The following is a 25,832-nucleotide window of genomic DNA, read 5'->3' as shown; positions in this document are numbered from 1 at the left end:
GGCTTAACTCTCGTCACACTCTTGCGATCGACCGGTCGGTTACTGTATTCCCGAGTGAGCGGTCACGAAAGGTTGCCGACCGCTCCCGCTGTCCGATGCGAGCCGAGCCACCCGGATGAATTTCAAAACCTGGAAAATAATCGTCACGATCGGCTACGGCGCGATTGCGGTCGCGATGCTCTTCGGCATTGGTGCGTCGCTGCGCAATGCGGCGATTGTGCCGAATCCGACTTGGAAGGTCGGCTATCTGTTCTTTGCCCTCATCTGCGTCTACGGGATCGTGCTCGCCTTTCGCACGGCCAAACGCACGCGGCAATTGCTCGACATGAAGGAAGAAGAGCGAAAGTCCGATCCCCGGCGGAAATCTGACCCGAAGCCCGATCGGAAGCAAAAACCGGAATCGAAATCGAAGCCTCAGCCCGATTCGAAGGCGGACCCGAAGCCGAAATCATAGGGCGGCTCGCTTCGTCACCCGACAAGCGGCATGAAAGATCGGTTCGGACCACTTCTCTTGGACGCCGGTGTGTTCGCGGCGAGGCGATCACGCCGCTTGGCTGGCCTCGTCCGCCGTGGGCATCTCGTGAAAATCGACGAGGTCGAGGACTGTCCCTGAGATCGGTTGGGCCTCGAACTTTCCGTCCGGCTCGGACAGAAGCATCGGGACGGGCGTCGTCGGCCCGAGCATTGTTGAGATGACACGAGCGTCGACCCTGCTGCCGGGGACCATCGAAACGCGAAATTTCTTCAGGATCGCCGGCAGTGTCGTCTTCAAGATCGTCATGGCCATTCCGGCCCCGAGGCACATCCGCGGTCCGGAGCCGAACGGCAGGTACTCGTATGGGCCCGGTGAAATCCATTCCCAGCGTCCGGGGCGAAATTCGTCGGGGGCTTTGAACAGATCGCTGCGATGATGGGTGATGTACTGACTGAACACGACGGGCGAGCCGCAGCCGAGCGTGAGCGGGCCGAGTTCGACCGGCTCTGCGGTGATCCGTTGCGAGTATGAGGAGGCGGGCAGGCACCGCATGCTCTCTTTGATCGCTTTCTCCATCAGCGGCAGGCGCTCGGTCTGTTCCTGCGTGGGTAAGTCTGCGTCGATGCCCGAATCAATTTCTTCGAACACGTCCGCCATGACCGACGGGTGCTGCGCGAGCAGCAGCAGCGTCCATGTCAGCGAATGGGCGGTTGTTAAGTGGGCTGCGCCAAAGAGGAGGGCGACGTGGCCGATCAATTCCTCGCTGCTGATGGACCCTTGGGCGTCGCGGGCCTGAATGAGCAGGCTCAGCACGTCGGGGCCGGGTTTACTTTGCCGACGCCGCTGGAGCATCGTCGTGACGTTGTGCTCGAGCTGCTTGGCCATGTCGAGCAGGTTGTCGTATTGGGCACTGATGTCGGTATCGGCGATAAAGGCGGTCACGCCGACTTCGTGGTTCTTGTGGACCCATTCGTCGATCAGGTGGCCGGTTTCGAAAGCGAGGTCGGGGTCGTCGAGACCGAACAGAATCGCGCTGGTCACCCGCAGCATGAACGAGTTCATCTCGTGGTGGATGTCGCGAACGTCACCGACTGACCACGAGTCGAGAAGCTCCCGAACCAGGCCTGAAATGGCGGGCTGATAGTCGGGGAGGACCGGCTTGGAGAACGGTGTCTTAACCATTCGGCGATGTCGGCGATGCTGGTCGCCGTTCATCGACAGCAGCCCCGATGTCACCCGCCGCTGAGAAGACCGCTTCGAACCGCGAAGCGTGAAGAATCGCGACTGGAACCGCTTCGCATCCGATAGCACCGTCTTGTTGTGTTCGGGGCTGAACACGAACGTGACGCGCTGGCCGGACTCCTCGTCCTGCAGCGCGGCGATCGCACCATGTTCCTCATGGAGGGCCCGCATGCAGGCGATCGGGTCTTTGGGGAAATCTCGCAGATCTCCGACCGTCACCGGCAGGTTTTCTTCGGCCACACTGCGCATCGCGTCCGCTCCGATCCTCTGGGTTCCATCCATGAATCCGAAGCGATAGTTCAATTCAGAAACTGGGTCAACGGGGGCAAACCCGGCCGTAGCAAGGTTTGGTGACTGTATGGCCACAGGAGGTGATCGATGTCGCCCGATTTGCCCGCTCATTTTGCCTAAATTCAATAATCGCTACAGAACGACTCGCTGCGACGCCGAAATCAAGACAAGAGACGGCCGACCCTGACGCGCGAAGTGCTTCGATCACGGCTGTTCGGCGTAATCCTCTTCGTGGAGATTTGGCGGATGTCCCACCCCTTGGCACAATCAGGAGAGACACGGTTGCGGCGCGGTGGCCAGTTGCGGACGGTAGAATCAAAGCCACTGGAAGAGACATCGTCGCGGCTGGCGCGATTTCGCGCTGAACTTGATCGACTCCGCCGAGGAAGCAACGCATCCATGTATCATTGGCTTGGCGCGCATATCACCGAACACAACGGAACACAGGGCACCCGGTTCGCCGTCTGGGCGCCGAATGCCGTCGAGGTCTCGCTCATCCACAATGCCAACGGGTGGACCCCGGGGCAGGACGTTCTGTGGGGAAGCGACTCGGGCGTGTGGTCCGGCTTCATTGAAGGTTTCGGGCAGGGGGATGCGTACAAGTACGCGATCCGCACCCAGACGGGCGAAACGCTCGAAAAGGCCGACCCCCTCGCGTTCTACAGCGAACGCCCGCCCGCAACCGCGAGCGTTGCCTGGGATATCGACAGCTACGAGTGGACCGATTCCGACTGGATGATCCGCCGCGCCAGCACCAATTGGCTGGAGCGACCGATCTCCGTTTATGAGGTGCATCTGGCTTCGTGGAAACGTCCCGAAGACGGGTCGAAATACTTCAACTACCGCGAACTCGCCAAGCAACTCGTCGATTACTGCCACGAGATGGGCTTCACCCACCTCGAACTGATGCCCATGACCGAATATCCATTCGACGGGTCATGGGGCTATCAGGCCACGGGGTACTTCGCGCCGACGAGCCGCTTCGGCACGCCCGAAGACTTCATGTACTTCGTCGATCATTGCCACCGCAACGGCATCGGCGTGATCATGGATTGGGTGCCGGCTCACTTTCCGACCGATGCGCACTCGCTGGCCCGGTTCGACGGCACCTGCCTGTATGAGCATTCCGACCCGCGCAAGGGCTTCCATCCCGACTGGAACACCCTGATCTTCAATTACGGGCGAAACGAAGTCCGCGATTTCCTGCTCTCAAGCGCCCGTTTCTGGATCGACAAGTATCACATCGACGGGCTCCGCGTGGATGCCGTCGCCTCGATGCTCTACCTCGACTATTCGCGCGAAGACGGCGAGTGGATTCCCAACCAGTTCGGAGGACGCGAAAACCTCGAAGCGCTCCAGTTCCTCAAAGACATGAACGTCGAACTGCACGGGCAGTTCCCCGGCGTATTGACGATCGCGGAGGAATCGACGTCGTGGGGTGGGGTGTCACACCCGGTCTACAACGGCGGCCTCGGGTTCAGCATCAAATGGGACATGGGGTGGATGAACGACACCCTGCATTACATCCGCCGCGAACCGATCCACCGGACGCACCATCAGAACGAGTTGTCGTTCCGCATGGTCTACGCCTTCACCGAGAACTTCATGCTGCCGCTCTCGCACGATGAAGTCGTGCACGGCAAGCAATCGCTGCTCTCGCAGATGCCCGGCGACTATTGGCAGAAGTTCGCCAACCTGCGGATGATGTACGGCTATCAGTACACGATGCCGGGTAAGAAACTGCTCTTCATGGGCTGCGAGTTCGGCCAGTGGACCGAGTGGAATCATGACTCGGAACTCGACTGGGCCCTGTTAGGGCACGAGAAGCATGACGGCCTGCGGCTGTTCATCGGCGACCTGAACCACTTCTATAAGACGCACCGCGCCCTGTTCGAAGCCGACTTCGATCCGACCGGCTTCAGTTGGATTCAAGCCGACGACGCTCAGAACAGCACCTACGCGTTCGTCCGCACCAGTTCGGACGGCGTCGAGCACATTATCGTCGCCCTGAACTTCACACCGGTGCCGCGGCACGACTACCGCGTCGGCGTGCCGGTCTCGGGCTTCTATAAAGAAGTTCTTAACAGCGACGCCAAAATCTACGGCGGCTCCAATTTGGGCAACCAGGGGGGCGTCTATAGTGAAGAAGTCCCCTGCCACGGGCGAGAGCACTCGATCGCCGTCACGCTGCCGCCACTGTCGATCGTGGCCTTCCGCCCGATCTCGGCCAAGCCAACCCCCAAAGCCGCCGCCTCCGCCGTCCCGACGGGGCGACGCAAGCTGAGTGAGTAGCGCCACAGTCGCTATTTTATAAACGACCAAAGCCCACGCGTCACAACGCGTGGGCTTTTTTATTTGAGGCGGCTTTGACAAGTTTGGGCCTGCGTAAGAAGGGTGCCGGGGGCGTGTCGCCCCCGCAGTGTGCGATGTGCTTAGTTATTGCACGATTTCATACCCTTTATTTCCAGAGAATTTATTCGTCCCATCGAACACTAATCCCACCACTCCGACAGTATGCGATCAACCTCAATAGGTCCCGGCCGTTGCTCCGACACGAACGACGCGCTCGACCACTTCCAGTCGACAGCTCGTTGTACGTGCCCCCGGCGGACCGGATTCATGTGGATGTAATTTACGATGTTTTGCAGTGCTTTCGATGAAGTGACGTTCCGGTCGTAGCCGGCACCCTTCTGCCAGAACCGGCGTTCCGAGCGAATGCCCTTTCGGACTGTGATGCGATTGAGCCACTCCGGGTCGTTCTCCGACAGCCAATCGACGGCGTTCTTTGCGACAGGCCGCTTAATCGCAGCACGGATTACTTCGATACCGTGTCGTGCATTCAGTGGGTACACCAGCAGGTGCACATGTTCGGGCATTATCACATAGGCCCAAAGTTCAAAGTGGAATCGATCTCTCGCTTGATCAATTGCACTGCCCAGCCATTGACGGCTCCGCTCGCTGTTCAGCATAGGGAGCCGCTGGTAGCAAGAAAATGTCAACTCGCGGGCATGGCCGGGGTCATTATAGGATCGGCGAGTCGAGGCCACTTGCTTTGAACGTTGTTAAGTTATTTTAGTGGGTGGCGGTGCAATATGTTAGCGAACCTTACACTGCGGGGGCGACACGCCCCCGGCACTCAATTTGTCTATTAAGGCTTGATCAACTTGACCACCACAACCTCCCGTTTCGGCCGGTCAATTCCCCACAGTAGGTTTTCATTCCCCTCAGAGCGGTCCCAGGCGATGGCTTGGCCGGGGAAGGGGATGTCGAGGGTGGCAACGTGTTTTAAGACGGAGCCGGCTTTGGGGAGGGTGAGGATATAGATTTCCTTGCGGTCGTGACCGGTGCAATAGAAGTGCTTCCCGCCCGGCCCCCAACTCCCGCCGGAGCAGGAGTGTGGTTCGAACCGTTTGAGGACTTCATCTGGGAAGATGTAATTCGATTGAAAACGTTCAACAGCCTTCGGCAAGGTGGCGCGTCGCAATTCCCGGCGCAAGTGCGGTAGCCGCACGGGTTTCTTGTTGTCAAGAAAAGGCGCGAATATCTCGCGACTGGCGATATATGTGTGTCGAGTGCCGTGGCCCGTCCATGCCGGATTTTCGGAGTAGTGCGCGAAGACGCCGAACCCCTCGATCGCGTATTGACCCCAACCTTCGGGTGACGTGAAATACCTGAGCTTAATATCAAAGACGGTCATCGATCCGTCCGTGCGGCCGAGACTGTGTGACTTAATGTGCTGCAGTGACTGGCAACCGAAAACTTCGATTGAACTCGTGGCCGGCGTCCGCGGGAAGTTGGAATGTGCGACATAGAGCAAGCCGCGGAAGCACACCCCGCCGTTCATGTGCAGCAGCGGCAGGTCGGCTTCTTCGGCATCGAACGACGCGACCTGCTCGCCGGTCTCGCGGTCGTATTTGCCGATGCGGCGGTTGGCGATCGCGTAGAAGTGCTTCTCATCGACGGCGACGCCCTGTGTGGCTTCGTCAGCTTTATAGCGGCGGACTTCCTCGAAGCGGCCGAAGTCGGTCGCTTCATCCGCGACGGCGATCGCACCTGTGAATAATGCGATCGCTCCGACGAGTGCGGGTTCAAATCGTGTGGGCATGACCAAGTCCTGAACGAGTCGACGAGAAAAAGTCTCGGCGAGCGTACAGGTGCCGGGGCGACGAAGCGACTACTTTTGCCGTCAATAGCTCAATTCGCTGCCCGCTGATTGATGCGATACTCAGCCAGGCGTCGACTGAGGTCGGTCGCGACTTCGGGAGGCGCTGCGGAACTGCCCGAGTGGGCGAGGAGGTTGGTCTCCTCTGCGGGGTCAGTTTGGTGGTCGTAGAGTTCGGCTCCCATTTGCCGGGGGATGTCCTCTTCGGACCACCATTCGGTCAGCCGATAGCGATCGGTGCGAATGCTGTAGCCCATCACCGGCGGGCGACCCGATCGAGAACCACGGCGGACCTGCGTGATCGCGACATTGTCCCGCTCCCGGCCGGGTTTCTTAATGAGCAGAACGAGTGACCGGCCGGCGAGTTTCTGGTTGGGCTCCGGCAGCCCGCACAGTTCCTGCAGCGTGGGGTAAAGGTCGACCAGTTCGACTACGCGGTCGCAGCGCGAACCGGGTTCGGTCCGGCCGGGGACGCGGAGAATTAAGGGCACACGGGCCGATTCTTCGAACAGCGTGAACTTGTGCCACTGGCCGTGCTCGCCGAGGTGAAAGCCGTGATCTGAGAAGAAGACCACGATCGTCTCTTCGGTCAGGCCGCGTTCATCGATCGCGTCGAGCAGGTCTCCCACGACTTCGTCGAGAAACGTCACGCAGGCGAAATAGGCCTGTCGGAACTCGCGGCAGCGCTCCGGCTGATCGTAGTTCGGCGGGAAGACGGTAAAGGCGAACGGCGGGACATCGTCGCGCGAACCGAGTTCCGGGAGTGAGATTTCGCCGAGTTGATGTGGTTTGAACGCCGCACTTGTGGCGACAAACGGAGCGTGCGGGCGACGGAATCCGACGGCGAGAAAGAACGGCTTGTCGGGTCGGTCGTCAAGAATTTTCGTCGCCTCGATCACCGCCTGACCGTCTTCTTGGGCCTCCTTTGATTGGGAGGATTCCATCGCGAAGTCGATCGTCCCACCGCTGCCCGCCCCTTTGCGATTACTCGGCAACGTGATGCGCCGGCCTTCACGGGGAAAGGGAGGTCGACCGTTTCCTGTGGGCTGCGGCTGCGTGTTGAGCCGAATATCCCACGATTTTTCATCGCCGAGCCGCCAACCGCTGGTGGGCTTCACCGGGTCCCATTGGCTGATGTGAAAGATTTTCGAGACCGAAGCGGTGAAGTAGCCGTTTTCGCGAAAGAGCTGCGGCAGCGTGGTGACGTCGGGAACCAGTTCGCGAAGGGCGGTCCACTTTTTCGGCAGCCCGATTTCGTCGGGTCGCATCCCGCTGAGGAACGAATTGCGTGACGGATTGCAGACCGGATACTGGCAATAGGCTTTGGTGAAAGTGAGCCCGCTTTCGGCGAGCCTATCGATTTCGGGGGTCGCCGCTTTTTCGGAGCCATAGCAGCCGAGGTCGCAGTTCAGGTCGTCTGAAACGATGTACAGAACGTTCGGGCGGTCGCCGGCGGAACTAATCGAGGCCGCACAAAGAAGGGCGAATAGGCCGCAAATCCAACGAGCGGGCATGGTTGAGCGTCTTCGGGTTCGGAGGAGAGTTCAGGGAAGGTCGATCGGACGCGTCAGCTTAGCGGCACGATTCGGGTGCGCACAAATGGCGTGTGGCATCATTCTTGCGACCATTAAGGGTGCGGCCGCCCCAAGGACGCCATTGACCCGTGGGCCGAAAACAGAAAACATACTGGCAGTTCACGATTTAGGGCGACGGGCGGTTCGCAGGGCCGACCCCCGGCGGGTATGGTCCATCCGCCGAGTGGTACCGTGCCTGTCAAATCGGCTGCCGTCAAAGTTTGTCTGCGTTGCCCGGACTGCCACACGTTGCACAGTTGAGTATTTGCATAATCGGGCCCACCCGCCCGTCTGAGGACAGAGATGGAAGCTCTCGATCGCGTCGGAGATTACCTCAACGCTTTCACCGGGAAGGTGGAGCGTGGCATCACGAAGATGTTCGGTTCGTCGAACGAGCATCGCGTCCGGAATCTCGGCTTCGTCCGCGACCCAAAGACGGGCAAGGATAAGATCACTCCGGGATCGCTGGTCGATCAGATCAACGGCCTCGAAGAGTCGGTGAAGCAACTCTCCGACGAAGAGTTGCTTCGCACGACGGCCGACTTCCGTGAGCGACTCGCCAACGGGGAGACGCTCGACGATCTGTTGCCCGAAGCCTTCGCACGCGTCCGCGAATCGGCATGGCGCAACCTGAGAATGCGTCAGTACGACGTGCAGATGGTCGGCGGCGTCATCCTGCACCGCGGCATGATCGCCGAAATGACGACCGGGGAAGGGAAGACGCTCGTCGCGACCGCGCCGGCATTCCTCAACGGTCTGGCCGGGCACGTCCACGTGGTGACGGTCAACGATTACCTTGCCCGACGCGATATGGAGTGGATGGGGCCGATCTTCCTCGGGCTGGGAATGACGGTCGACGCGATCCAGTCGCCGATGAACGCGCAGGAGCGGCAGCGGGCCTACGCCTGCGACATCACGTACGGAACGAATAACGAGTTCGGTTTCGATTACCTCCGCGACAACATGAAGCCGCGGAAGGAACTGCAAGTTCAGGGGCCGCTGACCTACGCGATCGTCGACGAAATCGACAACATTCTGATCGACGAGGCGCGGACGCCGCTGATCATCTCGGGCCCGGCTCACGATGACATCACGAAGTATTCCAAGGCCGATCGCATCGCCCGGCAGCTCAAGCGGGATGAGGACTTCGAGGTCAAAGAGAAAGAGCGGACCTGCCACCTGACCGAGTCGGGGGTCCGCCGGGCCGAAGAACTGACCGGCGTCGAATCGTTCTACACCGCGGGCAATATGGAATGGCCGCACCTGATCGATAACTCGCTCAAGGCCCATTACCTGTACCGCAAGGACGTCGAATACGTCGTCGAACACGATGAGATCATCATCGTGGATGAGCACACCGGTCGGAAGATGGAAGGCCGGCAGTGGTCCGACGGCCTGCACCAGGCGGTCGAGGCGAAGGAAGGGGTCCGGGTCAAGCCGGAGAACCAGACGCTCGCCACGATCACGTTGCAGAACTTCTTCAAGCTGTACGACAAGCTGTCGGGCATGACCGGTACGGCGATGACCGAGTCGGACGAGTTCTGGAAGATCTACAAGCTCGACGTCATTAACGTCCCGACGAACCGGCCCAGTCAGCGGAACAACATGCCGGATGTGATTTTCCGGACCGAAAAAGAAAAGTGGGCCGCCGTCGCCGAAGACGCGATTGAAGAGCACAAGAAAGGCCGCCCGGTCCTCGTTGGTACCACGAGCATCGAGTCGAGCGAACTGGTCAGCCGCAAGCTGAACAAGAAGGGCATCAAGCACAATGTCCTGAACGCCAAGCAGCAGGAAAAAGAAGCCGAGTTGATTGCGCAGGCCGGCCGCAAGGCAGCCGTCACGATCGCCACGAACATGGCGGGTCGCGGTACCGACATCATTCTCGGGGGTAACCCCGAGTACCTGGCTTGGGAAGAACTGCGGCAGACGTACGAGACCCGGCTCGACGTCAGCAAGCAGGAATGGGACGACCTGACTGCGCAAATCGCCGAGCGCGAGGGGATGAAGAAAGAGGGCCGACAGGTCGCCGACCTCGGAGGTCTACACGTCATCGGGACCGAGCGGCACGACTCTCGCCGGATCGACAATCAGCTTCGCGGGCGGGCCGGGCGTCAGGGCGACCCGGGCTCGAGCGTGTTTATCGTCTCGCTCGAGGACAAGTTGCTGCGGCTGTTCGCCGGAGAATGGGTGCAGGGCGTGCTCAGTTGGGCCGGTCTGCAGGACGGTGAGCCGATCATCAGCGGGATGGTCACGCGGCGAATTGAAGGGGCCCAGAAGAAAGTCGAAGAACGCCACTTCGACCAGCGGAAGCACCTGCTCGAATACGATGAGGTGATGGACGACCAGCGCAAGCAGGTCTATACGTTCCGCCAGAAAATCCTCGACGGAGCCGATTGCCGCGAAATCATCCTCGAGATGATCGATCGGCAGGTCGAGAAGTTGGTGCCGCACTTCCTCAATCCGCGCTATCGCTGGGAGTCGCTCGCCGCGTTCGCCTCGCAGCAGTACCGCCTCGACCTTGAATCGGAGCAGGTCAAGGAGCTGGAGTACGAGGAACTCGTCACCTTCCTGAAAGACGAATGCAACGCGCAGGCGGACGAGTACATCGGCGAGCAGATCGAAGAGAATTTGCCCGAAGAGGAAGAAGAACGTGATTGGAACTGGCTCGCCCTTTCAAAGTGGGCCAACGTGCATTTCGGCCTCAATACGAACGATCGTGAATTGAAGAAGGTCGGCCGCGACGACATTCACGGCTACCTCCGCGAGCGTTCCTCACAGGCGATTGAGCGGTACGACTTTTCAGTCCTCCAGCAGTTCCTGGTGCCCGACTTCAACGAGCAGCAGTTATGCGGCTGGCTCGCGCAGCACTTCACGATGCAGTTGGATCCGAAGTCGTTCGAAGAACTTTCGCCCGAACAGGCCGTCGAGTCGGTCCGCACAAAGTTGCGGGAGATGTATCACGACAAAGAAGTCCAGTTCCCAGTCGCCGTCGGCATGACGCGATTCGTGCCGGAGAGCGCCCAGTCACAGCAGTCCGACCGCGACGGACTCGTCCGCTGGGCCAACGGCCGCTTCAAGGCGTCGTTCAACGCCGAGCAGGTTAAGGGTAAAAGCCGCGACCAGTTACAGAATTTGCTGCAGGACGCCAGCCGACAGTTCTACGCCAACGGCGAGGTCAGCGAACGGATCGATTCGCTCCTGGAAGACGCCTACGGCGGGCATGAAGGCAACGGGCACACGCCGAAGACCGATCAAATGGGTGAGCTCATCACTTGGGCGAACGAGGAATTTCACGCGACGCTCACTCCCGAAGATGTCGCCGCACTGCCGAAAGACGCCGCTCGCCAGCGGCTGCTGATGCAGTATCAGGCGTACTACCGCCCTGAACTCGCCCACGCGGAGCGGTCACTGCTGTTGGAACTGGTCGATACGGCGTGGAAAGATCACCTGTATCACATGGACCACGTTCGCTCCGGCATCGGACTGGTCGGCTATGCCCAAAAAGACCCGAAGGTCGAATACAAACGTGAAGGTCGGCGGGCCTTTCAGGCGATGTGGGAGCGGATCGACGAACAGGTCACCGGCTTCATCTTCCGGCTCGAAAAAGAAAGCCGGGAGTTCGTCGGCAATCTCTGGCAGATCACGGAGGTCTCTCACGCGAACGCTGAAGAGGCAGCCCCCGAACCTCAGCCGCAACAGCAATACACCGAATCGGGCGGCAGCCAGCTCGAGCCGGGACAGGAAGTCAAAACGGTTGACCCGATCGTCAATCGCATGGAAAAAGTCGGCCGCAACGACCCATGCCCCTGCGGCAGCGGGAAGAAATACAAGAAATGCCACGGGGCTGCGTGAAAAAGTAAACAAGCCCGCAGCGCAAGCAAGGGATTTCGCTCAAGGACTTTCAATCAAACATTGAAGCTCTAGAGCAAGGTCCCTCGCTTGCGCGTCGGGCTTGTGTGACGAAAAGAGGCAAGGATGCCTTATCTATTTAATCTCGCTTACTTGGCGCTCCTATTGGCTGTCTCGCCGATGCTGGCGTATCGCGCCGTGCGGCAGGGGAAATACCGCGTCGGCTGGGGCGAAAAGCTCTTTGGCCGTGTTCCCGTACGATCGGGTGAGCGGCCTTGCTTGTGGATACACGCTGTGAGCGTGGGGGAAGTGTTGCTACTGCCCGACTTGGTCGAGCGATTGCGGCGCGAGCGGCCCAACGTCGAATTTGTGATCACCACGACGACCTCGACCGGTCGCGACGTCGCGGTCGAGAAGTTCCCCGATGATACCGTCTGCTTCTGCCCGCTCGATTTCTCTTGGGCGGTTAATGAAGCGATGCTGCGGATCAGGCCCTCGGCTTTGATTCTCTCCGAATTGGAACTGTGGCCCAACCTGATCTCGATCATGGCTGACGCTGGAGTCCCCGTCGCAATCGTCAACGGCCGGCTGGGGGAGAAGAGCTTCCGCGGATACTCACGGCTCGGGTTTATCCTCAAACCGATCGTGCGCCGGCTCTCTCTTGTGGCGGCGCAGACCGAGCAGTATGCCGAGCACTTCCGGCGATTGGGCGTGTTGGCAGAGCGGGTCCAAGTCACCGGTTCGCTCAAGTTCGACCGGGCCACCCCCGACCGTTCGAACCCGTTGATCGACGAGCTCCGGCAGGTCTTTGATCTCGTGAAGGAAGAACCGGTTTGGGTCGCTGGCAGCACGAAGGATCCCGAAGAGGGCATGATTCTGGGTGCCTATCGCAACCTGCTCGATGAGTATCCTAATCTAAAACTGATCCTCGTCCCCCGCCATCGCGAACGCTTCGACGAAGTGGCGTCGCTGATCGCGTCGAAAGGATTCGGTTTGATACGTCGATCAAATCTGAAGTCGGGTGCCGGGGGCGTGTCGCCCCCGCATCTGGAGGCTCGTCCAATCGTTGCATCGCCCGTAACCGCGACAGCCGATGATGGGGATGCGACAGGATTAAACCCGTGCAAGGAGCAAGCGGACTCATCCCTGCGGGGGCGACACGCCCCCGGCACCCCGCAAGAGACATCACTCCCCAACACAAGCCCGCAGCGCAAGCAAGGGATTCCGCTCGAAGGGTCGCAAGATGTTCTTGAATCTTGCCCCGCGAATCCCTCGCTTGCGCGTCGGGCTAGTGGAAGTGGGCCTTGTGTGAGGTTGCTTGATACGTTGGGCGAACTCTCGGCGTGTTGGGCGTTGGCCGATATCGCCTTTGTGGGCGGGAGCATGCCGGGGACGGGGCGGGGCGGGCAGAACATGATCGAACCCGCCGCCTACGGCGTCCCGTTGATCCTCGGCCCGAATACGCAGAACTTTCGCGACGTCGTCGAGCAACTGAAGATGGCCGACGCGGTCGAATTCGCGACCGATGAAACAGAACTGCGCGAACGGGTTGCCGAGGTGCTTTGTGATCGCGAATCCGCCTCAGAGCGAGGGCAGCGAGCCGCCCAGGTCGTGGCGAAGGGCCGAGGAGCAACGGAGCGAACGGTTACGCTGGTGACCAACTTGATTCGTCCAATCAACAAGCAACGCTTGGCTGCCTGAAGCCGCGCACGGCAGTAAGCGGATCAGGGTGAACGTCTCCTCGCATTATGTAAACCGACTCCGCGGTCCGCTCCTTTCCAGTCGCGGCTGCATCGGCGGTTCCGAGAGTACGCTTGGCTCGGGAGGGATTGAGAGTCAGTTGTGGCCTACACTCGTCCCCCCTACAATCTGCCGCTTACGGCAGTCGCTGCGCGCCGCGGATACGGTGCGTCATGGTTACACGCTCGCTTTTTGAGATTTTAGGAGAACGTATGTCCGACTATTTGTTTACTTCCGAGTCGGTCAGCATGGGGCACCCGGATAAGGTGTCGGACCAGGTTTCAGACGGCGTGCTCGATGCGCTGCTTGCTCAGGACCCGATGAGCCGGGTCGCCTGCGAAACGCTTTGCACGACCGATTTTCTCTGCCTCGCCGGCGAGATCACCGCGAACGCGGACGTTGATTACGAACAGGTCGCCCGCGACGTCGTTCGCTCGATCGGTTACACGCACGATGACATCGGCTTTGACGCCGACGGCTGCACCGTCGACGTCAAACTGCACAGCCAGAGCGGCGACATCGCACAGGGTGTTGATCGCGAAGGGGCCGGCGATCAGGGGTTGATGTTCGGCTACGCCTGCACGCAGACCAAAGAACTGATGCCGCTGCCGATCGCCCTGTCGCATCGGATCATCAATCGCCTTGCCGAAGCCCGCTTTGCCGGTGAAGTCAACTGGCTGCGGCCCGACAGCAAAAGTCAGGTCACCGTTCGTTACGACGAGAACGACGTTCCGCAGGCAATCGACGCCGTGGTCGTTTCGACGCAGCACGCCGACTCAGCGACCAACGAAGAGATTCGCGAATTCGTGATCGAGGACGTGATCAAGAAGTCGCTGCCGGAGCAGTTCGTTGGCGATGCGATCAAGTATCACATCAACCCGACCGGCCGCTTCGTGATCGGCGGTCCGCACGGAGATGCGGGCCTGACCGGTCGGAAGATTATTGTCGACACCTACGGCGGCTGGGGCCGTCACGGCGGCGGTGCTTTTAGTGGCAAAGATTCGACCAAGGTCGACCGCTCCGCGGCTTACATGGCCCGCTACGTGGCGAAGAACATCGTCGCTGCCGGACTCGCCAAAGAGTGCGAAGTGCAGCTCGCTTACGCGATCGGTGTCGCCGATCCGGTCAGCGTTCACTGCAACACGCACGGCTCGGCTCAGGTCTCTGAAGACAAGCTGACGGAACTTGTTCGTGAGCACTTCAAGCTGACGCCCAAGGGCATCATCGAGACGCTCGATCTGCGCCGGCCGATCTTCCGCAAGACCGCCAGCGGCGGCCACTTCGGCCGATCGGAGCCGGAATTCTCTTGGGAAGCGACCAACAAGGCCGCCGCCTTGCGAGAAGCCGCCGGCCTTGATGGTGCGCCTGCACCGCTGGCCGAGGCGCTCGTCTGATACCCTGATTCGATCGCCGGACGGACCCGTCGATGACAATGCGATACGACAACTCGGGGCACTCGGAATCTCATGCAGATCCGGGTGCCCCTGTTGATTTTGCCGGGCGGCTGCTCGGGTTGCACGCGGTAACGGCGGCGATTGCAATGATTCTGGCCGTCTTGGCGATCACGATCCGAGCTCTGCTCGGCGGGATCGATTCCCGTCTACCCGCGCCGGAATCGACGTTATTGCTCGGCGGGTTGGTGACCGCTTTGATCGCGACGCTTCCCCACGCACTGCGGCTGGTCTCGGGCGTGACGACCGGTGAGCGGAGTTCGAAAACGATCGATGCGTTGCGTGTGGGTGTTGCCACGCTTTCGGCTTTGCTGTTGGGGGCCGCTATCGGGTCGGTCTCGGCTGCCGGGTGTTGCGGGGCGGCGATGGTCATGGCCGCAGCCGCAGGCTTCGTCTATCGCAAGCGGGTCGTTGACCATGTCTTCGGCTCGATTCCCCAAGCTTCAATTCAGCCTGCGAGCCGTCGTTCCCCCAAAACGTTGGAGCCGGTCGCACGTGATGATGGCGATGCAACGAGCGAGAAGACTTCGCACGTCGATCAAGATTTAGAGTCGCGACTGATGGCCCTCGCCGGGGGCGATGACGCTCAATCGCCGCTCGATGGCGACGCCGTCGAAGCCGGATATGGGGACGAGCGGGATGACTTCGACGAGACCGACCACTCGCTGATCGGCACAGCCGAGTGGCGCCGATCGGCAGACGGATCGTTGTGCGGGCGAGGTTCGAAAGTGGTCCTGTTCGAACCGGGCGAGCGCGTGCAATATATCCATCTCACGTTTCAACCCGCTTTTCCGGCCGCACCGCACATCGAGTTGGATTGTGACGCGGAATCGGAGTCCGTCACGGCGAAATTATCATCCAGCCGCGCGTTCGGGGCGAGGATTGAAACCCGTCGTCGCGGAGAACTTGCGGGCGAATTGAGGGCAATGCTGCATTGGACAGCCACGAACGAACAGGTCGCCTAATCCGATTTACGTGATTTCGAGCCGGACCGCGCGAAACGGCGTGATTGATTGGCAACCCTCAATCTGAATTCGCAGCGTCATACGATTTCGTGACCGCAGCATCGGCGTGACGTCGATCGCGATATCGTCCCCGGCATCTGCATTTGCGAGCCATTCGCCGTTCAAGTCGAGGGTTCCCGGCCCGCCAATCTCTTCGACGATCAGGCGAACGCTTTTCGCATCGATATTCGTCGGCAGCCCAAACGCCCGGCTGAAATGCAGGCTCGAGACCGCAACATTGGCGTTTTGGGGCACCTCGATTGAGTCGGGCAGCCGCACGCGCTGCGGAGAATTATCGAGACCGGCCGTGACCTCCCACGGTCCGTGCAAGCGAATCAGATGTGGTTCAGACGGGTTCACGTTGCCCCTGCGTCCTTGATTCAGGCATCATCTTTCCGAATGATTCGGTTGTCGGGGCCATCTTTCGACCCGACTGCACGAAAACCGTGTCAACTTAGGTAGTCGCGGTTCTCTGGAATCCTTATACTCCGCCCGATTTGCGCCGTGAATGAAGGTGCCTGATCGCAGACGCGTCCCGCTCGTCGGTCGCGTTTGAACTGTCGACCGAGACGAAAACCGCGTCGTCGTGGCGGATTTGCTCCCCAGTGAGCAGCTTCCGGCGATGTAAGGAAGATATGCAAGAGAACTCGCCGCATTACCCGGCCGCTTCTCCCACGGGGAAAGAGGCCGCGGTTGCCGTTAAGTCGCGTTCGCCCGCGGCGGAGCAGACGTTTCGTCGGTCGGACCGAACGAATCGCCTCACCGGCATTCGCATCGTCGGGACCGGCTCGTACGTTCCGGACCGTGTCGTGACGAACCACGAGCTCGAACAGTCCTACGGTTTTGAGCCGGGTTGGATCGAGCGACGCAGCGGAATTCTCGAACGCCGGTATGCCTTTCCGCACCAAGCCACCAGTGACCTCTGCTACGAGGCCGCCAAACGGGCGATGGAAGCCGCGGGTGTGACCGCTGATGAGATCGACCTGTGCGTTGTCGGAACATTCACGCCCGACTCGGGCTGCCCGTCGACCGCCTGCCTCGTGCAAGATCGGCTCGGTCTCGATGCCCCTGCGTTCGACGTACAGGCCGCGTGCAGCGGATTCATGTACGCCCTGATGACCGCATCGCAATTCGTTGCCACAGGCAACAGTCGCCTCGCGCTCGTCATCGGTGGCGACGTCAACAGCCGGATCGTCGACGCGAAAGACCAGCGCACCGCACCCCTGTTCGGCGACGGAGCCGGTGCGGTCCTCGTCTCCCGCGGCGGACCCGAACAGGGACTCGTCTGCTATCAAGCCGGGGCCGATGGCAGTGGCGGACCGCTGCTCGAAATGGTCTCCGGCGGCACGCGCAAGCCCTCAACGGCCGAAACCGTCGCGGCGGGAGAACACTTCCTTCAAATGGACGGTCGCAACGTCTTCAAATGGGCGGTCCGAGCCGTCACCGAGACGATCGACCTCGTTCTCGAAAAGTCCGAACTGTCGCCGCACGAGATCAGCCTCTACCTGCTCCATCAGGCTAACGCCCGCATCCTCAAAGCGGCGATGGACCCGTTCGGCGTGCCACCCGAAAAGGTTTGGAGCAACCTCGACCGCTACGGCAATACCTCCGCGGCGTCGATCCCCCTGGCCATGGACGAAGCCTATCGCTCCGGCCTCATCGAACCGGGCGACCTCCTGCTCATGTCCGGATTCGGAGCCGGCCTCACCTGGAACACCGGCATCTTCCGCTGGTGAGGCCACAGGCCCTTTTTGTGCCTGCGGCAGGGGCCTTCGGCCCTTTCGGGCCTGCGGCAGCAAATTGTGGGGGATATGCTCGCGCCTCGCGAGGTGGGAACACAGAAGTGTGATGAGCGGGGTTTCAGTCGCGGCGGCGCTTCAGTTGCAAGTCCAAACACGAGCCCGCAGCGCAAGCAAGGGACTCAATCACCGAGTTTCCCTCTGCAATATAAAGCATGCCAAGGAGCTTCCGGGCCGTTCCGAATCGCCGATGCCCTCTGCCCTCTTCCTACACGTTGCTGTCATCCGGTCGTTCAACCGTCGGGTGGTGCGATCGTTCCGGCATTGCGACATCTGTCGCCGCGATGCCGGAAAGTGGCAGGCCCTCGTCTTCGGGTTCGTCTTCGACAAAGACTTCGTCGAAGTAGGTGCCGTCATCAGATCGGCGAAGGATGAAGTAAATCAGCGTTGCCGCTGACCAGAAGTAGGCGACGCCGTACCCGGCGACGAAAAATTGCACGAGCCCCGACCAAAAGCCGGCCGCCGGATGTGACGTCGTCGGGCTGCCGTCCGTGGCTTGGTAGAACGGTTCGTGGCGGGTGAGTAGCGGCTCAGCGGCCGAACCGCCGCCGACAAGCACGAAGCGATCGGTCACCCACAGCAGTGCCGACCCGGCCAACTCAACGACAGTGAGTGAAATGATTCCGAAGAGCAGCGCGACCAGCACGCACCAAATCGCCAGCCAAGGCCGAGCAAGAAGATAGCTGTAAGTTCGGCTAAACCCGTCAAAGGCATCACTGCCTTCAACGCTGATCGTGGCGACCATCAGCGGCCATCCGGGCAGTAACCCGTACAGGATGAGCAGCGAGAAACCGCCTGCCAGCATTGCTAATCCATAGAGCACGGCCGCGATCCACGGACCCGCTGCCGGAATTCTGGCGAGCAATCCGATCGCCGCACAGAACAACGCGGCGAGAACAAGACCGCTAATCGGCAAAATGATCGCGCTGATATTTGCAAACCATTTTCGTAATCCGAAACCGCTGCCGCTGAAAATGCCGACGCCCCCGCCGGCTGCGAATTCGAGAGCGGTCATGCGGCATAAGATCGATCCGAACAGCGTCCAAATCAGGACCGACCAGCAAAGTCCCAGTATTGCCGCCGTCCTTTGCCGCCCCGTCTGACCGGGAAGCGCGGCCACCGCCGCCGGTTTCAGCAGCGACAGGTAGGGAAAAGCCAGCCGAAGTGTTTGCGGGCCGGAAATCTCCGACGTTCGACCACCGCGTAACATCCGCACAACCCCGTGATTCACTCCAGAGATCGGAAAAGCCGTTCTGGGTTGTTCAAGGAACTGACTCGCGCCAGTGAGATCTCGTAGCGAATCGGAACCCTGCTGAGCCGGCGTCAGGAGGAGGGCACCGATCCCCCAATGCCCCAGAACGATCAGCAGCAACGATACTCCGCCGAGGAACATCTTCTTCGGGTCGAGTGCCAACCCGAAGGCTCGAAACAGCCGTAGCCAGGGGAACAGCCGGAGATAGTCGACGGGGCGTTGGCTCTTACGGTTCATCGGCAGCGGATCGGGGTGAAGTTTCAGAATCGCGAGCCTTCTGTACCACGTATCTCCCCCACATTGAAGCGCCGCGCACAAAGCTCAAACATCCCAAAGCCCACGAGCACCGCCCCGTGGGTCCGCAAGCGCTTTACGACACCTCCGACAACACGTCGTCCGACACATAAATCGGCAGCGGCGGGTCGAAGTGCATGGCCAGAGCGATCGCATCACTCGGTCGGCTGTCGATTTCGATCAGTTCGCCTTCGTTGCGGACGCGAATGTTCGCGTAATAGGTGTGGTCGAGCAGGCTGCTGACCACGACATCCTGCACTTCGCCCCCCATCTCTTCGATCGAATTGCGAATCAGGTCATGCGTCAGCGGTCGCGGCGGGACGTCCCCCTTGACCCGTCGATCGATGCAGGTTGCCTCGAAAATCCCGATCAAAATGGGAAACGAGCGGTCCCCATCAACCTCATCGAGGGTGATGACCTGCTGCTCGTTGATTTCGCTGATAATGATCCGGCTCAGTTCCATGCGTACGAGCACGGGCGGTTCTCCGGCAGGCGTTGTGTCGAGTAGAATCGTCCATCATATCGTACGGGAACCGTTTCACGAACCGACCGCCTCGACTCACTTTTCGAGTTCTTTGAGCTTCTGCTCATAAGTGATAATACCGGCCATCCCCGCGGCTCTTTCGAACCCGTCCTGCGCTGCATCGACATCCCACACGTAGCCGCGGAGTTCGTCGTAATACTCCATCCGCAAGACGATCTTCTTCAGCTTCGTATCATCGCTTTGCTTCGCGTACTCAATGAGTTCGAGGTACGCGTCGGCGACCTTTCCCTCATACAGTTTCAATTTCTCTTCCATCGCGAAGCCTGCCGCGTCTTCGATGAACTGCTTTTTATAATGCTTATTGAGCACGGTCCGCTCATCGAGCAACTCATTGAGCCGCCCGTGACTGACGCCGCCGGCCCCGATCGCGAACAGGCAGATCGTCAGTATCAGTGGTATCGCGAATCGATTTTGCATCAAAATCCCCTTATGATATTGGCAGGTGCCTCAACTCATGATCGGCCGCGCGATCGGTCTTTGTTCGGCATCAGTTTATGTTGAACAAATTAGGAAGTGACAGCGTCATCGGACCGAGTCCTCGTCACCCATTGAGCCGCCATGAATCGCCGACAATTCACGACTTCACTGCTCGCCGCAGGCCTGTGGGGAAAACTTGCCACGTCGGCGGAGATCCCGCCCGATCTTAAAATCACCCGCGCCGTCGGCTTCGACTTGCACACGACGCGGCCGAAGTACGTCGGTCGCAACGCCAACCGTGGCGAGAACGGTCGCAAGTCCTACGAGAAAATGGTCCGCCTCTGGACCAACGTCGGCGTCGAAGCGATCGGCAGATGCTGGCGACCGGAGAAAGACCTCGCCCAAATCGTCGGCACCAATCCTTTCGCCGACTTCGACCTCTCGTCGCGACGCATCGAGAGCCCGCTCGGGCCGCGGACGATGATCCTGTGGGACCTGCTCGGCCGATTGTTGAATAAACCGGTCTATCAACTCCTGGGTGATGCGAAGTCGGACCGCACGCCGGTTTATGACGGCTCCATCTATTTCAGCGATCTCATCCCCAAGCACGCCAACCGCTGGCAGGACCGCTTTCGCGAGGAGATCGACCTCAGCCTCGACATGGGACACCGTTTCTTCAAATTGAAGGTGGGCCGCGGTCACAAATGGATGAAGGGCGAAGCCGGGCACCGGCGGGATATCGAAGTCGTTAAACTCGTCCGCGAACATGCCGGCGAAAAAGTCGGCATCGGCGTCGACGCCAACAACACCTTCGGCCCCGACCACGCCCGCCGATTTTTAAAAGAGACGGCCGACTGCAAGCTCGATTTTCTGGAAGAACCATTTCCGGAAAAAGTCGAACCCTGTGTCGCGCTGAAAGAGTTCATTAAGGATGAAGGTCTGAATACGCTGCTCGCCGACGGCGAAGGCACTTCCCACGTCGAGCAATTTCGACCACTCGTCGAGGCGAAGGCCGTCGATGTCCTTCAGGGAGATATGTACGGCCTCGGCATCGAAGGCATCATGGCCGAAAGTGCCCTCGCCGCCCCTGCGGGCATTCAAATCGCCCCGCACAACTGGAGTTCGCTGCTTTCGATCTATATGCAAGCTCACGTCGGCCTCGTGCTCCCCAACTTTTATCGAGCGGAGCACGACCCGCTGTCGTCTGATTTGCTCATCGCCGACGGCTACGAAATTAAAGACGGCCACATCACCGTCCCCGACGCCCCGGGCTTCGGTCTAAGGCTCGACGAAAAACGATTCGCAAACGCCAAGGTGAACTTCGACCTCCGCGCATGAGTGAATGCGCGTGTGCCGGGGGCGTGTCGCCCCCGCATCGGAACGCTCGCATTGTCCTTGCACAGCTCGCTCCCGTGACAGTCGACGGCTGGAATCGATGCAATGAGGTAACGAGCCGCACACTGCGGGGGCGAGACGCACCCCGGCACCCGAAGTTTAGGACCGCGCAACCATCTTTCCTTGAGTAGAGGAACACACGGTGCGCACCGCCTCTGTTCGCCCCGCCGGTGGGAGCAGTCACTTGACTGCGTTATCCCCATGCGGCGGATGTTGCCGCGGCAAAACTGCCGGGCGCGCGTCCGATTTTTTTCAGAAGCTGTTAGCTATTAGCGTTTAGCTGTTAGCAGAAATTGGGTAGCCCGGCCTTTGATGGCCGGGTGCCGACAGGCACAAGATGCCGCTTGAGAACATTAAGAAAGAATTGGAGGCCGACTACGGAAGTGAAACTAATAAATCCCGAGTGGCACGGACACCGTCCGTGCGGCGCAGCTGCCGGAGTATTCAGCTCACGCTTGCGAAACAGATAGTGGCCGGAATCCAACGGGTGGCTGGGGACAGGCGCTTTCGCCTTCCCCCAGTGGATCGCCTCTTACGGCAAGTAAATTAATACTGCAACAATTACCCCGCGGTCGCTTGGGCGGCTCTTCGAGGCTGTCCCCAGCAATCCCACCCACTTTCTCAAACTCGTTCCGGATTCGCCCCGCGATCGATCCGCGGGTCTCAGGACCCACGGCTTGTTGAACTATCTTCCGGGCTATGGCTCGCAGGGAGTTAGGTGGCCTCAAAAGCTTCGATTGCCAAAACTTCGTGCTGATACGAAGCACTCACAACCGTTACATCACAAAGATTATCGGGCGGCCATTCGCCAACGCAAGATTGGCCGCGACTTCGAGCTGTTCGATGAATTCACTTTCGTGGCCGGGACGCGGCGGGCAGTTATGCCGATGTGATTCGATGGCTCGAATGACTTGAGGAACTAAATCGGGGCGAATCTCTTCGGTTTCATGTTCATCGATCAACGAACCACAGTGACGATTAATGCCGTCGAAGAGGTTCTTGTACCACCGGTCGGAAAAGACTTCGCTGACTCCAACTCTGACTTGATATACCGACTCTCGCAGGGACTGCTGTCCGGCAGCAGACTCATCTAGTGGAACATATATTCCTTGTCTTTCGAGGTCGTAAGACACGATGGCCTCCCCGCTCACTCCTCCCCCAAATCCTTCAAAATTAACTCCACCCCCTCCAACTGCTTCTTCAGCCCCGCTAAAGTCTCCCGCACGCCGTCCACCACTTCAGGAGGGGCCTTCGACGTGAAGTTTTCGTTGCCGAGTTTCTTTTCCGTGCCGGTGATGTGGCCGCGGAGTTTGTCGGCTTCTTTCTTTTGCCGCTGGCGTTCGGCGGCGATGTCGATCAGGCCGCCGAGGGGGATGAATCCTTCGGAATCTTCCAGTGTAAAGCCGGCGGAGCCCCTGGGGCGGTCGACGTCCGGGCCGGCGGCGGTGAGTTTGGTGTTTGACAGATTGTCGAATTGATCGGCCATGTCCCGCATATCGGTGGCGATGTCCTCAGGGCATTTTAAGATTAATTCAATGTCAGCCGACGGCGCGATGTTATAGATCGCCCGCACATTCCGGACGGCGACAATCGTTTCTTGCAGCCGTTCCAGACGATCTTCCAGCGTCGCCTGCTGCCATTCGGCGGGCAGTTGGGGCCACTTCGCAATGATGCACGCATCCTCTGCCGGCTTCACTTCGGTTAAGCCGCGCTCGCCGGCGACCTCGCCGAGGTGATGCCATAACTCCTCAGTTAGAAAGGGCGTAAATGGGTGCAGTAAACGCAGCAGCGCATCGAGCACGCCCACAAGCATCCGCTGCGCCGCGGGCCGCTCCGCCTCATCGCGCAACCGGGGCTTGATCATCTCCAGATACCAGTCGCAGAACTCGTTCCACACGAACTCGCGGATCGACCGCGTTGCCGCATCGAATTGGTAGATGCCGAGAAGCTCGGTGACCTCGTTGGTGGTTCGTGACAGCCGACTTAAGACCCAGCGGTCTTCCAATGGGAGATTCTCAAAATCGATCGGTCCCGGCGTATAGCCTTCCAGATTTCTTAATGCGAACCTCGCCGCGTTCCAGAATTTATTGCAGAAGTTCCGGCCGTACTCGAACCGCTCACTGATGGTGATCGCGATCGGTTCCTCGGGGTCGGGATCGTACTGCGGCGTCGAGAACTGAGAGTCCTTGTTGCAGGAGGGGCAAGACATCCTTAATTTTGTAGCCGAGCCGCGGAGCGTCTCTTTTACCGTCTCCGGTTTGACCATCGGCCCGTCGCCATCCAGTGCCGCGGGGACAATCTCACCGCAGTGGGGGCACTCATAACCGATCGGCAGCCGAACGTCCTGCGTTTCACCGGCGAATGAGGCGATTGTGAAGCGAATCGCGTCGGTGCCGTAGCGCTTGGCGAGATCGACCGGGTCGACGCCGTTGCCCTTTGACTTGGACATGGTCTGCCCGAAGCCGTCCATAATTTTCGGGTGGACATGCACATGAGCGAACGGCACGTCGCCCATATTATATAGGCCCGTCAGCACCATTCGCGCAACCCACAGCGTAATTATATCCCGCGATGTGAGAAGGACACTCGTCGGATAAAAGTAGTCCAGAACGGCGTTGCCGTCTTCAGTCGAGGGTCGAGAGTCGAGAGTCGAGTGTTCATCACCAAGCGAGCCGGAAGCGTCAGCACCCGGAGATTCCTGTAAAGGAGGATTATGTTCGAGGTCCGGCCACCCTAGCGTCTCGTGTGGCCACAGGGCGGAGGAGAACCAGGTGTCAAGCACGTCTGGGTCTTGAACGAAGCCTGCGGATTCGAGCTTCGCTTCAATCTCTTCATGCCCTTCATCAACGCAGACCAGCAGCACCGTCTCGCCCGGCTGCACACCGTCCGCATAGACGGCAGACATTGAAGACTCATTCGTGCCGCCAAAGTGAATCCGGTTGCCTTCATATGTAGGATCAAACTCGTCGAGGCTTTCGACTCTCGCCCCTCGACCCTCGACCTGTTTCGACCAGATCGGAATCCGATGCCCCCACCACAATTGCCTTGAGATGCACCAATCCCGCTTCTCGCCCAGCCAGTCGCAGTATGTCTTCTGATAACGCTCCGGATAGAACTTCACCTTGCCGTCTTCGACCGCCTTGACGGCGCTGCCGGCGAGGTCGAAGTCGTCTTTGTCCGAAGGGCCCATCCGCACAAACCATTGGTCTGAAAGGTAGGGCTCCACCGGCGTCTTTGAGCGATCGCTGTGTTTAAGCGGGATGACGCGGTCTTCGACGCCGTGGAAGTGGCCAAGGTCGCCGAGGCGTTCCACGATCATCGTGCGGGCTTCGTGGCGATCCTTGCCCTCGAATTCGGGAGCTTCTCCCTCTTCGTTAATAGTACCGTCCGGATTCAATATGTTAATCACCCCGATCTCATCCTCTTGCCCGAGGTGCCGCTGATAGCAGGCGTAGTCGTTCGGGTCGTGAGCTGGGGTAACCTTCACGCAGCCGGTTCCCATTTCCGGCTTGGCGAGCAGGCCGTCGGCGATAATGGGGATGAGGCGATTGTTTAATGGGATGCGAACCCGCTTGCCGATTAAGTGCCGATAACGTTCGTCGGACGGATGCACGCAGACCGCGGTGTCGCCGAGCATTGTTTCCGGGCGAGTGGTTGAGAAGGAGATCCGTTCGTCAGTTTCTTTGCCGCTCTCATCCACCACACTGTAATGAAATGTCCAGAACTTGCCGTTGACGTCTTCTTCAAACACCTCATCATCCGCAACCGCTGTCTGCAGAAACGTGTCCCAATTGACAAGTCGCTTGCCGCGATAGATGAGGCCATCATTGAAGAGTTTAAAGAACGTACGGCGGACGGCCTTCGAGCAGACTTCGTCGAGTGTGAATCTCAATCGCCGCCAATCGGCGCTGGCGCCCAGGCTCTTAAGCTGACCGACGATGCGGGCTTCGTAAGACTCTTTCCAAATCCAGATGCGATTAACGAGTGCGTCGCGTCCAATGTCGTGGCGGGTAAGGCCTTCTTCTTCGAGCATCCGGCGTTCAACGACCGCCTGCGTGGCGATGCCCGCGTGATCGGTGCCGGGCATCCAGAGTGCCTCGTAACCCTGCATACGCCGCCAACGTGTTAAGAGGTCCTGCAGGGTGCCATTTAAGGCATGCCCCATGTGCAGCGCCCCGGTCACATTGGGGAGCGGAATCATTATGGTATGGGGCGGCTTCTTGGGATCGGGGTCGGCATTAAAGTAGCCGTGCTGTTCCCAATACGGGAACCACTTCTCGGCCGCTTCGTGCGGCTCGTACTGTTTGGGGATATCCATGGGAGAGGCGTCGAAAGCAGAAAGG

The 25,832-nt window shown here is 59.7% G+C and carries 18 protein-coding genes; 8 read left to right on the top strand and 10 right to left on the bottom strand.

The genetic code is table 11. The features are described from left to right. Positions 1-115 precede the first annotated feature (115 nt). On the top strand, positions 116-454 hold the full coding sequence (locus tag Pan189_RS18835) for a DUF898 domain-containing protein (RefSeq protein ID WP_145365627.1): 339 nt from the start codon (positions 116-118) through the stop codon (positions 452-454). Between the two features lie 87 nt (positions 455-541). Here Pan189_RS18835 and Pan189_RS18830 read toward each other — a convergent pair whose 3' ends face one another. Further along, positions 542-1,966 carry a cytochrome P450 gene (locus Pan189_RS18830; RefSeq protein WP_145366253.1) on the bottom strand — a complete coding sequence of 475 codons (1,425 nt, stop codon included), beginning with the start codon at positions 1,964-1,966 and terminating at the stop codon, positions 542-544. A gap of 288 nt (positions 1,967-2,254) precedes the next feature. Here Pan189_RS18830 and glgB point away from each other — a divergent pair, with 288 nt between their 5' ends. Continuing rightward, positions 2,255-4,300, top strand: coding sequence for a 1,4-alpha-glucan branching protein GlgB (gene glgB, locus Pan189_RS18825; RefSeq protein WP_145365626.1), 2,046 nt, complete (start codon positions 2,255-2,257; stop codon positions 4,298-4,300). A 200-nt stretch (positions 4,301-4,500) separates the two neighbouring features. Here glgB and Pan189_RS18820 read toward each other — a convergent pair whose 3' ends face one another. The 3 genes from Pan189_RS18820 to Pan189_RS18810 all read right to left on the bottom strand — a co-directional run bounded on the left by Pan189_RS18820 (position 4,501) and on the right by Pan189_RS18810 (position 7,684). Then, complete coding sequence (locus Pan189_RS18820) at positions 4,501-5,055, bottom strand: REP-associated tyrosine transposase (RefSeq protein ID WP_310820783.1); 555 nt, start codon at positions 5,053-5,055, stop codon at positions 4,501-4,503. 101 nt (positions 5,056-5,156) lie between these two features. Next, positions 5,157-6,113, bottom strand: a complete 957-nt coding sequence (locus tag Pan189_RS18815) for a hypothetical protein (RefSeq protein ID WP_145365624.1) — start codon at positions 6,111-6,113, stop codon at positions 5,157-5,159. Between the two features lie 89 nt (positions 6,114-6,202). After that, positions 6,203-7,684, bottom strand: coding sequence for a sulfatase (locus Pan189_RS18810; RefSeq protein WP_145365623.1), 1,482 nt, complete (start codon positions 7,682-7,684; stop codon positions 6,203-6,205). 363 nt (positions 7,685-8,047) lie between these two features. Here Pan189_RS18810 and secA point away from each other — a divergent pair, with 363 nt between their 5' ends. The 4 genes from secA to Pan189_RS18790 all read left to right on the top strand — a co-directional run bounded on the left by secA (position 8,048) and on the right by Pan189_RS18790 (position 15,749). Further along, a complete protein-coding gene (gene secA, locus Pan189_RS18805) occupies positions 8,048-11,596 on the top strand; it encodes a preprotein translocase subunit SecA (protein ID WP_145365622.1) in 3,549 nt (1,182 codons plus the stop codon). 123 nt (positions 11,597-11,719) lie between these two features. After that, positions 11,720-13,294 carry a 3-deoxy-D-manno-octulosonic acid transferase gene (locus Pan189_RS18800; protein WP_145365621.1) on the top strand — a complete coding sequence of 525 codons (1,575 nt, stop codon included), beginning with the start codon at positions 11,720-11,722 and terminating at the stop codon, positions 13,292-13,294. A gap of 251 nt (positions 13,295-13,545) precedes the next feature. Beyond that, positions 13,546-14,727 (top strand): methionine adenosyltransferase, encoded by a 1,182-nt coding sequence (gene metK, locus Pan189_RS18795; RefSeq protein ID WP_145365620.1) that lies wholly within the window; start codon positions 13,546-13,548, stop codon positions 14,725-14,727. A 146-nt stretch (positions 14,728-14,873) separates the two neighbouring features. After that, positions 14,874-15,749: a hypothetical protein gene (locus tag Pan189_RS18790; protein ID WP_145365619.1), complete on the top strand. Its 876-nt coding sequence runs from the start codon at positions 14,874-14,876 to the stop codon at positions 15,747-15,749. Between the two features lie 6 nt (positions 15,750-15,755). Here Pan189_RS18790 and Pan189_RS18785 read toward each other — a convergent pair whose 3' ends face one another. Continuing rightward, the gene (locus Pan189_RS18785) at positions 15,756-16,148 is read right to left on the bottom strand and encodes a hypothetical protein (protein WP_145365618.1); all 393 of its coding nucleotides are present in this window, start codon (positions 16,146-16,148) and stop codon (positions 15,756-15,758) included. Positions 16,149-16,423: 275 nt separating this feature from the next. Here Pan189_RS18785 and Pan189_RS18780 point away from each other — a divergent pair, with 275 nt between their 5' ends. Beyond that, positions 16,424-17,524: a 3-oxoacyl-ACP synthase III family protein gene (locus tag Pan189_RS18780; protein ID WP_145365617.1), complete on the top strand. Its 1,101-nt coding sequence runs from the start codon at positions 16,424-16,426 to the stop codon at positions 17,522-17,524. 271 nt (positions 17,525-17,795) lie between these two features. Here Pan189_RS18780 and Pan189_RS18775 read toward each other — a convergent pair whose 3' ends face one another. From Pan189_RS18775 to Pan189_RS18765, 3 genes are all read right to left on the bottom strand, one after another. After that, entirely contained in the window at positions 17,796-19,076 is a 1,281-nt protein-coding gene (locus tag Pan189_RS18775; protein ID WP_145365616.1) for a hypothetical protein, read from the bottom strand. Positions 19,077-19,209: 133 nt separating this feature from the next. Continuing rightward, entirely contained in the window at positions 19,210-19,608 is a 399-nt protein-coding gene (locus tag Pan189_RS18770; RefSeq protein ID WP_145365615.1) for a bifunctional nuclease family protein, read from the bottom strand. A gap of 84 nt (positions 19,609-19,692) precedes the next feature. Continuing rightward, positions 19,693-20,094 carry a hypothetical protein gene (locus Pan189_RS18765; RefSeq protein ID WP_145365614.1) on the bottom strand — a complete coding sequence of 134 codons (402 nt, stop codon included), beginning with the start codon at positions 20,092-20,094 and terminating at the stop codon, positions 19,693-19,695. 141 nt (positions 20,095-20,235) lie between these two features. On the opposite strand from Pan189_RS18765, the gene Pan189_RS18760 reads away from it, so the two are divergent. Continuing rightward, positions 20,236-21,432 (top strand): enolase C-terminal domain-like protein, encoded by a 1,197-nt coding sequence (locus Pan189_RS18760; protein ID WP_145365613.1) that lies wholly within the window; start codon positions 20,236-20,238, stop codon positions 21,430-21,432. 833 nt (positions 21,433-22,265) lie between these two features. Here the strand turns inward: Pan189_RS18760 and Pan189_RS18755 are convergent. After that, positions 22,266-22,622, bottom strand: coding sequence for a hypothetical protein (locus tag Pan189_RS18755; RefSeq protein ID WP_145365612.1), 357 nt, complete (start codon positions 22,620-22,622; stop codon positions 22,266-22,268). A 14-nt stretch (positions 22,623-22,636) separates the two neighbouring features. Beyond that, positions 22,637-25,807 carry a valine--tRNA ligase gene (gene valS / locus Pan189_RS18750; protein WP_145365611.1) on the bottom strand — a complete coding sequence of 1,057 codons (3,171 nt, stop codon included), beginning with the start codon at positions 25,805-25,807 and terminating at the stop codon, positions 22,637-22,639. Between the last annotated feature and the right edge of the window lie 25 nt (positions 25,808-25,832).

This window comes from Stratiformator vulcanicus, from assembly GCF_007744515.1.
Lineage (GTDB): Bacteria > Planctomycetota > Planctomycetia > Planctomycetales > Planctomycetaceae > Stratiformator > Stratiformator vulcanicus.
The sequence above is the reverse complement of the archived record's forward strand: the minus strand, read 5'-3'. Positions and strand labels throughout refer to the sequence as shown.